The organism is Oryzomicrobium sp., assembly GCF_036820405.1.
Taxonomy (GTDB): Bacteria; Pseudomonadota; Gammaproteobacteria; order Burkholderiales; family Rhodocyclaceae; genus Oryzomicrobium.
On record NZ_DAISLS010000003.1, the window covers coordinates 177395 to 190822 of the forward strand.

13 protein-coding genes are annotated in these 13428 nt (G+C 68.8%); 8 read left to right on the top strand and 5 right to left on the bottom strand.

The annotated features are described in order from the left end of the window. Positions 1-7: 7 nt before the first annotated feature. The 4 genes from V7Z98_RS03895 to nifE are packed head-to-tail and all read right to left on the bottom strand — an operon-like array spanning position 8 to position 3924. Complete coding sequence (locus V7Z98_RS03895; RefSeq protein ID WP_293263308.1) at positions 8-490, bottom strand: NifX-associated nitrogen fixation protein; 483 nt, start codon at positions 488-490, stop codon at positions 8-10. Positions 491-508: 18 nt separating this feature from the next. Beyond that, positions 509-925 (bottom strand): nitrogen fixation protein NifX, encoded by a 417-nt coding sequence (gene nifX, locus V7Z98_RS03900; protein WP_293263310.1) that lies wholly within the window; start codon positions 923-925, stop codon positions 509-511. Between the two features lie 43 nt (positions 926-968). Then, positions 969-2456 carry a nitrogenase iron-molybdenum cofactor biosynthesis protein NifN gene (nifN, locus tag V7Z98_RS03905; protein WP_334157063.1) on the bottom strand — a complete coding sequence of 496 codons (1488 nt, stop codon included), beginning with the start codon at positions 2454-2456 and terminating at the stop codon, positions 969-971. Beyond that, a complete protein-coding gene (gene nifE / locus V7Z98_RS03910; protein WP_334157064.1) occupies positions 2449-3924 on the bottom strand; it encodes a nitrogenase iron-molybdenum cofactor biosynthesis protein NifE in 1476 nt (491 codons plus the stop codon). The genes nifN and nifE overlap by 8 nt, the downstream gene beginning before the upstream one ends. 323 nt (positions 3925-4247) lie before the next feature. Between nifE and nifA the strand changes: the two genes are divergently transcribed. After that, on the top strand, positions 4248-5960 hold the full coding sequence (gene nifA, locus V7Z98_RS03915; protein ID WP_334157065.1) for a nif-specific transcriptional activator NifA: 1713 nt from the start codon (positions 4248-4250) through the stop codon (positions 5958-5960). A 238-nt stretch (positions 5961-6198) separates the two neighbouring features. Here the strand turns inward: nifA and V7Z98_RS03920 are convergent, their stop codons facing one another. Then, a complete protein-coding gene (locus V7Z98_RS03920; RefSeq protein ID WP_334157066.1) occupies positions 6199-6771 on the bottom strand; it encodes a hypothetical protein in 573 nt (190 codons plus the stop codon). A gap of 316 nt (positions 6772-7087) precedes the next feature. Between V7Z98_RS03920 and nifB the strand changes: the two genes are divergently transcribed. The 7 genes from nifB to V7Z98_RS03955 all read left to right on the top strand — a co-directional run bounded on the left by nifB (position 7088) and on the right by V7Z98_RS03955 (position 13400). Continuing rightward, entirely contained in the window at positions 7088-8593 is a 1506-nt protein-coding gene (gene nifB, locus V7Z98_RS03925) for a nitrogenase cofactor biosynthesis protein NifB (protein ID WP_334157067.1), read from the top strand. 50 nt (positions 8594-8643) lie between these two features. After that, positions 8644-8859 carry a 4Fe-4S dicluster domain-containing protein gene (locus tag V7Z98_RS03930; RefSeq protein WP_293263322.1) on the top strand — a complete coding sequence of 72 codons (216 nt, stop codon included), beginning with the start codon at positions 8644-8646 and terminating at the stop codon, positions 8857-8859. 47 nt (positions 8860-8906) lie between these two features. Next, a complete protein-coding gene (locus V7Z98_RS03935; RefSeq protein ID WP_293263324.1) occupies positions 8907-9308 on the top strand; it encodes a HesB/IscA family protein in 402 nt (133 codons plus the stop codon). Positions 9309-9318: 10 nt separating this feature from the next. Further along, a complete protein-coding gene (nifT, locus tag V7Z98_RS03940) occupies positions 9319-9819 on the top strand; it encodes a putative nitrogen fixation protein NifT (RefSeq protein WP_293263326.1) in 501 nt (166 codons plus the stop codon). A gap of 13 nt (positions 9820-9832) precedes the next feature. Beyond that, entirely contained in the window at positions 9833-10741 is a 909-nt protein-coding gene (locus V7Z98_RS03945; RefSeq protein WP_334157068.1) for an SIR2 family NAD-dependent protein deacylase, read from the top strand. 109 nt (positions 10742-10850) lie between these two features. Continuing rightward, a complete protein-coding gene (locus V7Z98_RS03950; protein WP_293263330.1) occupies positions 10851-11309 on the top strand; it encodes a prepilin-type N-terminal cleavage/methylation domain-containing protein in 459 nt (152 codons plus the stop codon). A 177-nt stretch (positions 11310-11486) separates the two neighbouring features. Then, positions 11487-13400: a diguanylate cyclase domain-containing protein gene (locus V7Z98_RS03955; RefSeq protein ID WP_334157069.1), complete on the top strand. Its 1914-nt coding sequence runs from the start codon at positions 11487-11489 to the stop codon at positions 13398-13400. Positions 13401-13428 lie beyond the last annotated feature (28 nt).

A 13428-nucleotide genomic window follows, 5' to 3' on the forward strand; every position in this document is an offset into this window, starting at 1 on the left:
AGCCATCTCAACCATAGGTGGCGGCGGCGTTGAAACGGCCGATCAGGGCCACCGCCTCATCCACCACCTTGTCGCCCTGGGCGGCCAGTTTGGCGAGGGAGGGCGCGCCGAAGCGGTGCACGTCCCGGTGGTACTTGTTGAAGGCCACCAGCCGGCCGGCGATCAGCACCACCCGACCGAAGCCCTCGTGGTGCATCTTCACCATGGGCGCGCACATCACCCCCGTAGCCCGCTCCACCGCCAATCCGGCGGCGTTGTAGAACAACTCCAGGCGCCACAGCACGTCCGGGTCCGGGTCGTCGATCATGGGCAGGCTCTTGGGATCGACCAGGTAGGGAGCGAGGATTTCGGCATCGCTCTTGCCCTCCCAGTGGCCGTAGCTGTCCTGGGCGCGCAATTGCTTGACCAGTTCGGCGAGGAAGGGGGAGGCGGCGATCAGGGCCGGAGCGTCCTCGCGGCTGGCCAGGGGGATGGCGGTGGTGGCGGTCATGGCGGGCATCCTGGGAAATCAGACGTAGGCGGAATCCGGGTCGAACTCCCGGGGCGCGCCGTCCCCGGCGGCGTCGCGCATTACCTTGCGCAGCCAGGGAGGCGGGGTGCCCCGCATCACCGCCTGGAGCTTGGCGATCAGCTCGGCGATGGGCGTGCCTTCCGCCACTTTGACCGGGTGGATGCGCGAGTTGACCACCCGGGCTGCGGCCGAGCCGCCGATGGCAGCCACATAGACGATGGCGCAGCCGGCCAGGGCATCGAGCTTGGGGGTAAGTTTGTCCTCGCTGCCGTCCTCCTTGAGGTCGCCGTCGAACTGGACAACCTCGGCCAGAGCGGCGGAATCGCTGCCCACCTCGTAGATGGCGATGTGGCGGGCCCAGCCGAAGTGGGCGTCGACCCGGGTCAGGTCCTGGGTGGTGAAGGCGACTTTCATGGCGCAGCGTCCTCGGGGCGAAGGAGAGGTGGCGGGGGAAGGGTCAGGCACCAGCGACAACCGCCGCGGCGGGCGCGCCGGTGGGGCCTTGCCCGGTGGCAGGCCCGCCGGGCAGGGCCCCGCCCGGAACGGCGGCGGCGCGACCGGGGCGGGCCGCCGTGGCGGCGGGTGTGGAGTGCGCGGTGGCAGAAGGGTCATGGGCGTCATGTTCCCGAGCCTCCAGGATCAGGTTGGCCACGTCGAAGATCACCTGGCGGGTGCCGCGATACAGCACGCTGACCCGCTGGGCGGCGCCGAGGCGATCGAACACCGGCAGGCCGACCCGGTACAGGGGCAGGCCCAGGCGGGCGGCAGCCTGGCGGCCGTGGGAATGGCAGACCAGCAGCTCGGCGGTGCGCTCGTCGCCCCAGGCATCGGGGGACGGCGTGGCGGCCAGATGCTCGAAATCCTCCAGGTCGCCGACGGTCACCGTGGCGCAGGGCAGCGTCGCCAGGCCGGGCGTCGGCGCCGGGGCGACGGCGGCGTGGATCTCGGCGCCCAGTTCGGCGAACAGGTGGGCCAGGCCCGTCAGCAGGTCCGGCTCGGCGGCCAGGGCGATGCGGGTGCCGGAAAAATGGAAATGGCCATCGAGCATGGCGTCCTGCAACTGGCTGCGCTCGCGCTGCACCCTGGCCGGCGGATCGCAATCGGCAATGCGGGCCAGAGCAGCGACGAAGGCGTCGCTGACGGCCAGGCCGGTGAGCCGGTCGAACAGTTGGTAGGGCACCCCGGCCTGGGCCGCGATCGCTTCGGCGGCCTCCCGCAGGTGCTCGCCGATGGCCAGGGTGGCGGCCGATTCGCCCAGGCTGCGCGCACCCTCCAGGGGCGTGCCGCCCAGGGTGTGGGGCAGGAAGGTCTCGGGAATGTGCCCATCCAGGGAACCGGACAGGTCGGGCAGCATGATCGGGGTGAGGCCGAAGGATTCGACCAGCTCCCGGATTGCCTCCACGTCCCCCGGCGACAGATGGCTGCCGGCCAGGATGTTCACCTGCCAGGGGCGGCGCACCCGGGAAGGCCGGGCGAAGCGCCGCGCCAGGGCCGCCACCGCCTTGCCGTAGCCTTCCTGGAAGGTACCGGTGAAATCCGGAGCGGACACGAACACCACCTCCATCCCGGCCAGTTCCGGATGGCGGGCGCGGATGTCCTTGAGAAACCCCTCCACGTCGTCGCCCTTGGTCTCGGTCAGGCCGGTGGACACCAGACCGATCAGCCCTGGGTTGGCGCGCTTGTGGATGTTCACCAGGGCCTGCTCGATGTTGTCGTAGCCGCCCAGGATGGTGGTGACCTCGTTCATGGCCGTGGTCTGCAACGGAATCGTCTCGCGGAAGTGGCGCACGAACAGCACCAGGCCGAAGGCGGTACAGCCCTGGGCGCCATGCACCAGGGGCAGGCTGCGCTCCATGCCGAGAAAGGCCAGGGCGGCGCCGATGGGGGCGCTCATCTTGAGCGGATTGACGGTGCAGGCTTTCTTGCTGACGACGATCTCAGCCATGGCGCATCTCCCCGGCAGCGGCGCCGGCACTCCCGCGACCACAGGACGCGGCGCGGTCTTCCCCGCCCCAACCATCCAGCCAGTCCGCCGACTCCCAGGGTGCCGGCTGGCGCAGCTGGGCCCAGATCGGGTTGTGCAAGGCCCGGTCGATCTGGGCCACCAGATTCACCATGCCGTCGTAGCCGGCGTAGGGGTGGTGGCGTTCCTGGTTGATCTCGACCCAAGGCACCTTGGCCTTCAGGGCGACGAACTGGGAACGGCCGCCGGAAAGCATCACGTCGGCCCGGGCCTCCTTGAGCTGGCGGTACATCTCCCGGGGCGGCAGCTCGTCGAAGACGTGGGCGTCGCCCCCCATGATCTCGATCACCTTCTGCCGGTCGCTGGCGGTGCTCTTGCGCATCGAGGTGCCGACGATCTCCAACCCAACCTCTTGCAACGCCGCCACCAGGGACCAGGACTTCACCCCGCCGGTGAACAGCAGTACCCGTTTGCCCTGCAAGCGCGCCTTGAAGGGCTCTAGCCGCGCCCAGGCACGGGCCTCCTCCCGGGCGATGAGCGTCTCGGCGCGCTCCGGCAGGTCCGCCGGGCCGCCCCGTTCCACCAGCAGCCGGGAAATCCGGCGCAGGGCATCGGAAGTGTCGCCGATGCCGTAGAAGCTGCCCTCGAAGAAGGGAATGCCGTAGCGCTCCTCCATCTTGCGGGCGACGTTGATGAGGGCCTGGGAGCACAGCATGATCGCCGCCCTGGCCCGGTGCGAGCAGGCCAGATCGTGGTAGCGGGAATCGCCGGTGAAGGTGGCCAGGACGCGTATGCCCAGCTCGTCGAAGAGGGGCTTCACCTGCCAGAACTCGCCCACCACGTTGTATTCGCCGATAACGTTGATGTCGGTAGCTGTAGTGCGCTCCGGCTCCCGGGTACCCACCACCTGGTCGAGCAGGGCCTCGCCGCCCAGCTTGTTGCCCAGGTTCTTGCTGCCGGCGAAGCCCGGCGCCTCGATGGGAATCACCGGCAGGCCGAGACGGGCGCTGGCGGCTTTGCACACGGCGGCGACGTCGTCGCCGATCAGGGCCGGCACGCAAGTCTGGTAGACGAACACCGCCGGCGGCCGGTACTTGGCGACGATCTCCTCGATGGCCCGGTAGAGGCGCTTCTCGCCGCCGTAGATGACGTCGAATTCGTTCAGGTCGGTGGTGAAAGCTGTGCGGTAGCGCAGGGAATCGCTCGAATGGACGTGGCGCGAATCCCAGGAATTGCCCTCGCAGGCGATCGGGCCATGCACCAGATGGGCCACGTCGGTGACCGGCTGCAGGGCGATCTTGGCCCCGTCGAAAGCGCAGCCGCCGGCCGCCGCCCCGGGCGCCAGGGGCTTCTTGCAGCCGGCCTTGCGCGCCTTGTCGTCCTTGGCGCGATTGTGGGCGCAGGCCGGCTCGTCGAAGACGGCGGCAATGGTTTCCTTCAGCGCGCTCATGTCGGCTCCCCTACAGCGATTCATCGGACAGGGGGCTCAACGCAGCTTCCATGCCAGCGCCCGCCATTCCAGGCAAGCCTTTGTTTCAGTGCAGCATTTTCCAAACGCCCCGCTACGGTGCCCCGTAAGCCCGTGTCGCAAACCCGACACACCTTGATGGTGCGGGGGATATGCCCCATCGCCCCCCTCGGCCCCTGCTCACGGGCACTCCGGCATCACGGCATGTTTTGTGCGTAGCAACATGGAACTAACACCCGGAACCGTCGCAAAGCCGACAACGCCCCCGCGTCCGGCGGACGGCTCCCGCCCAGGGAGGTTGAACCATGTCGATCGACAACACCCTGCCCGCATCAGGGGACGCAGCCCGGGAGCGGGTGGCGGACCGGGAGCTGGTCACCATCTACGAGATCAGCAAGATCCTCACCGCCCCCCTCGATTTCCACACCGGGGCCCGCCAACTGCTGGCAGTGCTCACCGCCCACCTGGGCATGCGCCACGGCCTGATCGCCCTGGTCCAGGGCGACGGTCGCCTGCACGTCTTCGGCGCCACCGGTGCCGTATTCGCCGGCTCGCCCGCGGTGCTGGACGCCGACCAGGGCCTGTTCGGCCAGGTGCTCAAGAGCAACTCGCCGGTGGTGGTGCCCGACATCGCCCGGGAACCCCTGTTCGTCGGCCAGGACCGGCAAGGCCGCGACGGGGTCGCCCTGCTGGCGGTGCCCATCCGCGACGGGCGCAGGGCCATCGGCCTGCTGTCGGTGGACCGGCCGCCGGAAGACAACCGGCCGGTGCGCTACGAACGCGACGTGCGCATCCTCACCCTGGTGGCCAACCTGCTCGGCCAGTCCTGGCGGTTGCACCGCAAGATCGCCGAGGAGCGGGAAGCCCACCGCCAGGAAACGCGCCGGCTCAAGACCCAGTTGAAGGGCCGCTACCGCGTGGACAACGTGGTGGGCATGTCGAAGCGCATGCAGGAGGTGCTGGCCGACGTGCACCAGGCCGCACCGGGCCACGCCACAGTGCTGCTGAGAGGCGAATCGGGCACCGGCAAGGAGGCCATCGCCCACGCCATCCACTACCTGTCGCCCCGGGCCAAGAGCCCCTTCGTCAAGGTGAACTGCGCCGCCCTGCCGGAAACCCTGCTTGAATCCGAACTGTTCGGCCACGAGAAGGGCGCCTTCACCGGCGCCACCAGCGAGCGCAAGGGGCGCTTCGAGTTGGCCGAGGGCGGCACCCTGTTCCTCGACGAGATCGGCGACATCACGCCCACCTTCCAGGCCAAGCTGCTGCGGGTGCTGCAAGAGCACGAGTTCGAGCGGGTGGGCGGCAACAAGACCCTAAAGGCCGATTTCCGCCTGGTGGCCGCCACCAACCGCAACCTGGAGGAAATGGTACAAAAGGGCGAATTTCGCGCCGACCTGTACTTCCGCCTCAACGTGGTGACCCTGTTCCTGCCGGCCCTGCGCGAACGCAAGGACGACATCCCGCTACTGGTGGAGCACTTCCTCGCCCGCTTCAACAAGGACAACGACCGGGCCGTGGCCCTTGAGGCCGAGGCCATGGATTTGCTGCTGCACTGCAACTGGCCGGGCAACGTGCGCGAACTGCAGAACTGCATCGAGCGGGCCGCCACCATGACCCGGAGCGATCACATCCGCGCCGACGACCTGCGCTGCTTCAAGGGCCAGTGCTTTTCGTCGATGCTGCTCAACGCCGAGCAGAACCGCTGCACTCCGGGCGGCTCCTTCGTGGCGCCTCCCCATTCCGCCGGGCAACCATCGGCGCCACCGACCTTTCCCATTGCCATGCCGCCACGCCATCACCCCGCCGCGCCCAAGAACGGCGACGACCGCGACGACGGGGAATTCCCCCCGGCCGGCGACGGTGGCATTGCCGGCATACCCGAACGGGAACAACTGGTGGCGGCCATGGAAAAATGCGGCTGGGTCCAGGCCAAGGCGGCCCGCCTGCTCAACCTCACCCCGCGCCAGATCGGCTACGCCTTGAAGAAGCACCGCATCCCGGTGAAGCGGCTGTAGACGCGGCCTACGGCGCAGCCGGGTTGAACCAGGCCGTCACCGGCAAGCCAGGAAGAAAGGGGGCCGGGGAGGCCGGCGTCCAGGACGCGGCGAGCAGATCGCGCACCTCCAGGGTATGGCCTGCGGCGGCCAAGGCCGCCCGCTGCCGAGCATTGCCACCGCAACCGGGCTTCTCGTAAAAATCAGGTGGGCCATGGCCCCCTCCGCTGGCAGGGCAGAAAACAAAAACGCGGTGGGCTCAGACCGGCCGGTTGTCCGGCACCTTGACCGGTCCCATCTCGGCGACGGCGGTGGCGTAGGGCGTCTCGGGAAATCCGGCGCCGGTGAAAGCCTCGGCCGCAGCCACCAGGGAATCGACCTTGGCCTCGCTGGAGAGGCGCTTCATGTCGCTCCGGTCCAGGTAGAACAGATCGAGCAGCTCGTTCCACACGGTGGCTTCATCCAGGGGCAGCACGTAGAAGGGCACACCGCCCGCCTCCACCTTGTAGCGCTTGGCGAAGTCCACGTTGCCGGCGAAGACGAAATACTTGCCCTTGGGCACCAAGGCCGGGCCGAAGGCGTCGACGATCAACTCCAGGTGGGCGAGGGAATCGACGTGGCCGGCGAAGAAGCTGGCCGCACCGCCTTCGCCGGCCAAGATCACCTGGTCGGCCTTGATTTCCGGCGGGCGGGCCTCGCCGGCCACCGAGGGCGGAAACCTGAGGCCCAAGTCGCCGCGAAAACCGTAGCGGCCGGCCTTTTGCGTGGCGCCGGAAAAGGTCGGGGAGAGCAATTTTTCGCCCAGGCGGGCGATGACGGTGAGGTCGGACATGAAGGACTCCTGAAGGGTGAAGAGAAACGTGCCGCCACCCCTTCAGCGACAACCGTGCCATCACGACACCCAACGCCGGCCTCCGGCGAAAATCCTTGCAAAACAGCCTTCTGCCCACCGACTACCGGAACGCCCCAGCGCCTCGGACAGCGACGTCGCCCTGTCGCATTCGAGACATGCCTGTCACGGACCCGACAGCCCGGCGGTGGCGCCACGGCTTCGCCATCCCCATGATTAATCGGAATTTTCTTGATCCTCCCAGGCTTGGCACGGCCATTGCAAAACGGCTCACGACCCCACTCTTCCGGAGCCCGCCATGTCCGCCCCCGCCCACCCCAGCCCCCCGCCCCCTGGAACGCTGCGCAAGGTCATCGCCATCCACGCGGCTGCCCCGGGGGCGGCCACGGCACCGGGCGGCTGTAGTTCGGGCAGCTGCGGTTCCAGCGACGGCCCGGCCGACCTGCCCGCCCATATCTGGGAGAAGGTGAAGGACCACCCCTGCTACAGCAGCGAGGCCCACCACCACTTCGCCCGCATGCACGTGGCCGTGGCCCCGGCCTGCAACATCCAGTGCAACTACTGCAACCGCAAGTACGACTGCGCCAACGAATCCCGCCCCGGCGTGGTGAGCGAGAAGCTGACGCCGGAAATGGCGGGCAAGAAAGTGCTGGCGGTGGCGGCCGAGATCCCCCAGCTTTCCGTGGTCGGCATCGCCGGTCCCGGCGACGCCCTGGCCAACCCGGCCAAGACCTTCAAGACCTTCGAGCTGATCCAGCAGACGGCTCCGGACATCAAGCTCTGCCTGTCCACCAACGGCCTGGCCCTGCCGGACCACGTGGAGACCATCAAGAAGTTCAACGTGGACCACGTCACCATCACCATCAACATGGTGGACCCGGAGGTGGGCCAGCACATCTATCCCTGGATCTTCCACAACCACAAGCGCTGGCACGGCCTGGAAGCCGCGAAGATCCTGCACGAGCGGCAGATGCTGGGCCTGGAGATGCTCACCCAGGCCGGCATCCTGGTGAAGGTGAATTCGGTACTGATCCCGGGCATCAACGACCGGCACCTGAAGGAAGTGAACCGGGTGGTGAAGGCCAAGGGCGCTTTCCTGCACAACATCATGCCCCTCATTTCCGACCCGGCCCACGGCACCCATTTCGGCCTCACCGGCCAGCGCGGCCCCAGCGCCGCCGAACTGAAGGCCCTGCAAGACGAGTGCGAGGGCGACATGAAGCTGATGCGCCACTGCCGCCAGTGCCGGGCCGACGCCGTGGGCATGCTGGGGGAGGACCGCAGCCAGGAATTCACCAGCGACAAGCTGGGCGACATTGCCGCCACCTACGACCCCACCGCCCGCCAGGCTTACCGGGACTTCGTCGAGAAGGAGCGGGCCGACCAGCGCGCCGCCGAAGCCGAGCAGAAGGCCGGCCTGGCCGGTGCCCACGAAAAGGCCCTGGTGGCCGTGGCCACCAAGGGTGGCGGCCGCATCAACCAGCACTTCGGCCACACCAGCGAATTCCAGGTCTACGAAGTCTCCGCCGCCGGCGCCAAGTTCGTCGGCCATCGCAAGGTGGAGCACTACTGCGCCGGCGGCTACGAGATCGATGCGGCCATGCCCTCCATCCTCGACGCCCTCAAGGATTGCGCCGCCGTGCTGGTGGCCAGGATCGGCCACTGCCCGATGAAGGAACTGAAAGAGGCAGGGATCGAGCCGGTGCAGGACTACGCCCACGAATACATCGAAGCTTCGGCCCTGGCCTGGTTCCAGGCCCGCCTCGCCGCCACCCGTCCATCCGGGACGGCCCGGGTGGCCTGACCGGCCCCGGGTCCGCCCCTTTTTCCCATCCCACATTCAAGGAGCCCACCATGGCCTACAAGATCATCGCCTCCGCCTGCACCGCCTGCGCTGCCTGCGAGCCGGAATGCCCCAACGACGCCATCGTCGAGAAGAACAGCGTCTATGCCATCGTCACCGACAAGTGCACCGAATGCGTCGGCCACTTCGACGATCCCCAGTGCCTGGCCGCCTGCCCCGCCGACAGCATCGCCGTGGACAAGAGCGTGCCGCGCTACGCCGCCTGATCCGGCCCCCTGCCTCCCTTCCCCCACCCCGACACGAGGACTCCGCCATGTGCGTCACCCTCACCGAAAAAGCCGCCGCCTACATGCGGCGCATGATCCGCTTCGGCCAGGGCGGCCCCGCCGCCGGCTTCCGCCTGGCGGTCCAACCCGGCGGCTGCTCCGGTTTCGACACCCGGTTCAGCATCGAGGACGCCCCCAGCCCCGGCGACACCGTGGTGCAGCAGCACGGCGCCACCCTCTTCCTCACCCCGGAAACCTGCGCGCTGTTGCAGGGCTACACCATCGACTTCGGCGAGACGGCCACCGACGGCGGCCTCAAGTACCTGAGCCCTGCCGCCCGCCACGTCTGCGGCTGCGGCGGCGCCGGGGCGGGAGGATGCAGTTCCGGCTCCGGGCTGGCGTCGATCGCCTTCATGGCGCGCCCGCCGGACCTGGGCGGCAAAGGTTGAGGCCGCCGCCATGGGCGCCCGCGACAGCGACATCGTCGAACTCGACGGCCCTCCCGCCTACACCTACGGCGAGAAGGTGCGGGCACGCCGGAACGTGCGCAACGACGGCACCTTCCCCGGCCGGGAGATCGGCGAGGTGCTGGTAAAGAAGGGCGACGTGGGTTACGTCGCCTCCATCGGCACCTTCCTGCAGCAGTTCTACATCTACGGTGTGGACTTCGTCGACCGGGGCTGCCTGGTCGGCATGAAGGGCCGCGAACTCGAATCGCTCGACATCACCGAGGCATCGCAAATGAAGATCACCCTGCGTCGCGACAAGAACGGCAATCTGTCGGTGTACGTACCGAAGAAGGACCTGGAGCAAGACGTGGTAGCCAGCGACCATGCCACCCTGTGGGGCGGCGCCATCACCCTGGGAAACGGCTGGCGGCTGGAACTGCCGGCCCTGGCCGCCGACACGCCCCTGCCCATCACCATCGAGGCCCGGCGCCTCGACAGCGCCGACGCATGACGGACGACCAGCCATGAATGCTCCAGCCCCCACCGCCGGCACTAGGCCGTCGGCGTGCCCGGCGGCCCTGCTCGACGCCGCAGCGGCCGGGTTGCGCGGCCATCGCCTGATCCCCTATCTGGGGCCGGAAGCCCTGCTGCTGGAGCCGGCCAACGCCGCCCTGCCGGTGGCCCCCCAGGCTCTCGCCGAGTTCCTCGCCAAGCGGGTCGCGGTACCCGCCCGGGTGCGCAGGAACCCCACGGCCACGGCTCAGTACATCGAGAACTTTCGCCACCGCAAGACCCTCACCGCCCTGATGCGCGAGGCCTACGCGGTTTCCGCCGCCCCCCCCTCCCTGTACCGGGCATTGGCGGCCCTGGACCTGCCCCTTGTGGTGGACGCCAACTACGACGACGCCTATGCCCGGCTCCTGGCCGAGCGGACCGGGGCCGCGCCGGGCATCCGTCCGGAAAGCCGCGACTGGAGCCAGATTCAGGGCGTGAGCCGCGCCGAAGTGCGCGAATCCTGGTTCCTTGCCTATGGCCCTTCGGGAACGAGGCAGGACGCCGCCTCCCGAGGGCCACTGCTCTACAAGCCGCTCGGCAGCATCGCCCCGGCGGCCAACTTCATCATCTCCGACTCGGATTTCGTCGAAGTGCTCACCGAGATCGACATCCAGACCCCGATCCCCCCGGACGTGCAGGAGCGCCGCGCCGGGCGGGGCTTTCTCTTCCTCGGCTGCCGTTTTGCCGACCAGCTTGCGCGCAACTACGCCCGCCAAGTGATGAAACGCTCCGCCGGCCCCCACTACGCCGTGCTGCCGGCGGACCGCCTGACCCGCAACGAGGTCCGCTTCATCGCCGAGCAAGGCATCGCGGTGATAGACCGGCCCCTGGCCGACGCAGCCGCCACCTTGGTGGCGGCCTTGGCGCCCCCAGATTGAACGCCATCGCACCGGTCGAGACTTTTGCCCGGTGTACGGCGCCGCGCCGCATCCCGGCCAGTCGCCCTACCGCTATACTGCGCGGCGCCCGTTTCCCGATCCACCTTCCATGCCCTCCCGCGCTGCCGGTTTCACCCTGGTCGAACTCATCGTCGTCGTCGTCATCCTCGGCGTGCTCGCCGCCAGCGCCCTGCCCCGCTTCATCGACCTATCCAGCGATGCCCGGCGCGCCTCGCTCATCGCCGGCCAGGCCGCCATGCGCGGCGCGATCAACCTGGTCAGCGCCAAGGCCATCGCCTCTGGGTTCAGCGCCGACGGCGTGACCCGCAACATCGACATCGGCAACGGTCTCCAGATCGAGGTGGTGGGCATCACCCCCTCCTGCTCGCCCCAGGGCATCTGGCAGGCGGTCAATCTGTCCCAGGGCGCCTATTACTGGACTGAGGGCGGCAGCGGCTCCACCGCCTGTACCCTTTACGTTGCCGACAACGGCGTGAAGCATTCCGACAGTTGCGGCGTGGTCTACAGCAATGGCGACTTTTGGGCGCCGCTGACCAGCGGTTGCTGACAGCCGGTCCCGGCCGCCCTAGCTCAGCCACTTTCTCAGCCACTTTCTGCGCAGTTTTTCACACGTTTTTCACCCAGCATCGCGGCCAAACCGGGCATAGTGGAAACCTTGGCCGACGTTGCAGCACCACGGGCCCTCCCCGGCGGCAGAACACGATCACGCCACGAGCACGCGACCATGTTTCGGAAACGCCCTTCCTCCCCCGCCGACGCCGCCTGGCGGTCGACTGCCCGGCCCAACCTCAACCTGCTGGTCTTTCTGCTGCTCGCCAACCTGTTCGTCTATGCCGTGCTCGGCATCGTCGCCCACGGCAGCTACCGGGAGATCAAGGAAAAGGCCGCCGCCCGGTCGCGCAGCCTCAACGCCCTGCTGGCCGAGAACGTCACCGCCGAACTGGCGCGCATCAAGCTCGGCCTGGCCGCCTGCGCCGCCGAGGTGGCCCGGGAACGACGGACGGGCGGCGCGGCAAACGCGACGGTGCCGGATTTTCTGCACCTGGTGCGCGGCCAGTTGCCCATGCTGGCCAACCTGATCGTGATCGACCGCAGCGGGACCGTCATCTTCAGCAGCGACCACCCCGCCACCACGCGCTCGGCGGCCGACCGGGCCTATTTCCAGCGCTTCGCCGCCGATCCGTCCCTGACCTTCCAGATTTCGGAACCCCTGATCGGCTGGATGGTGGAAAAGCCGGTGATGCATCTGGTGGCGCGCATTCCCGGCCGCGACAACGCCTTTGACGGGCTGGTGGTGGCCAGCGTCACCCTCGACTGGTTCATCGCCAAGTTCCAGGCCATGGATATCGGCGACCAGGGCGCGGTGGTGCTGCGCGGCGACGCCAGCCGCAATTTCGACCTGCTGGCCCGCTTCCGGCCTACCGGCAAGATCGGCGAGACCACCGTCTCGGACACCTTCCGCGCCACCATCGCCGCCAACCCCGACCACGGCACCTACGAGGCCAACGCCGGCAACGACCACATCCACCGCATGTTCTCGTACCGCAAGCTCGACGGCTTTCCCCTCATCACCCTGGTGGGGCTGGCCAGCGACGACTACCTGGAAGAATGGCGCCAGAAGGCCGCCTCGCTGCTTGCCGTGGCCCTGGGCTTCACCTTCATGAGCGGCATCGCCGGCACCGTCATCGTGCGCACCTGGCGGTCCCGGGCCGAGGCGGACGCCAAGATCCGCCTGCTGCTCGACTACACCGCCTCGGGCATCGTCGGCATCGACCCCCAGGGCCGCTGCACCTTCTGCAACCCGGCGGCGCTGCGCATGCTCGGCGCCAAGGGCGAGCAGGACCTGGTGGGGCGCGACATCCACGCCATCATCCACGGCCAGGGCGGCGACCACCCCTGCCGCCCGGCGAGCTGCCCCATGCTGGCCGAGGCGCCGCCCACGGACCAGGGCATCCACCGGGACGTCTTCCGCCAGCTCGACGGGCGCGGCTTCCCGGTCGAATACTGGGCCCACCCCCAGCGCAAGAAGGGCGAATTCATCGGCACCGTGGTCACCTTCATCGACCTGCGCGACCGGCTGCTGGCCAACACCGACGGCCTCACCGAGCTGGCCAACCGGCACCGCTTCGACGAGGCCCTGGCCGATGCTTGGGCCCAGCGCCAGCGCGCCGAGGACGACTTCGCCCTGCTGCTCATCGACGTGGACCACTTCAAGGCCTACAACGACACCTACGGCCACATCGCCGGGGACGACTGCCTGCGCCAGGTGGCCCGGTCCATCCAGCGCGCCCTGGAACGGGACTGCGACCTGGCCGCCCGCTACGGCGGAGAAGAATTCGCCTGCATCCTGCCCGGCACCGACGAGGCCGGCGCCCAGCGCGTGGCCGAACGCATCCGCGCCGAACTGGCGGGCCTCGCCCTGCCGCACGAAGGTTCTTCCGCCGGCCCCCGGGTCACCGTCAGCATCGGCTTGGTCGCCGTGCCGCCGGGCTGCCCGGCCGAGATCAAGGACGTGCTGCGCGCCGCCGACGCCCTGCTCTACCAGGCCAAGGCCGCCGGCCGCGACCGGGTGTGCGCCCGCACCCTGGAAGCCCCGGCCCGGGCAGCGGACCCGGCCTCGGCGCCGACCGAGGCATAACCCGCCCCCCGCCCGGCGGGTCCGGTAA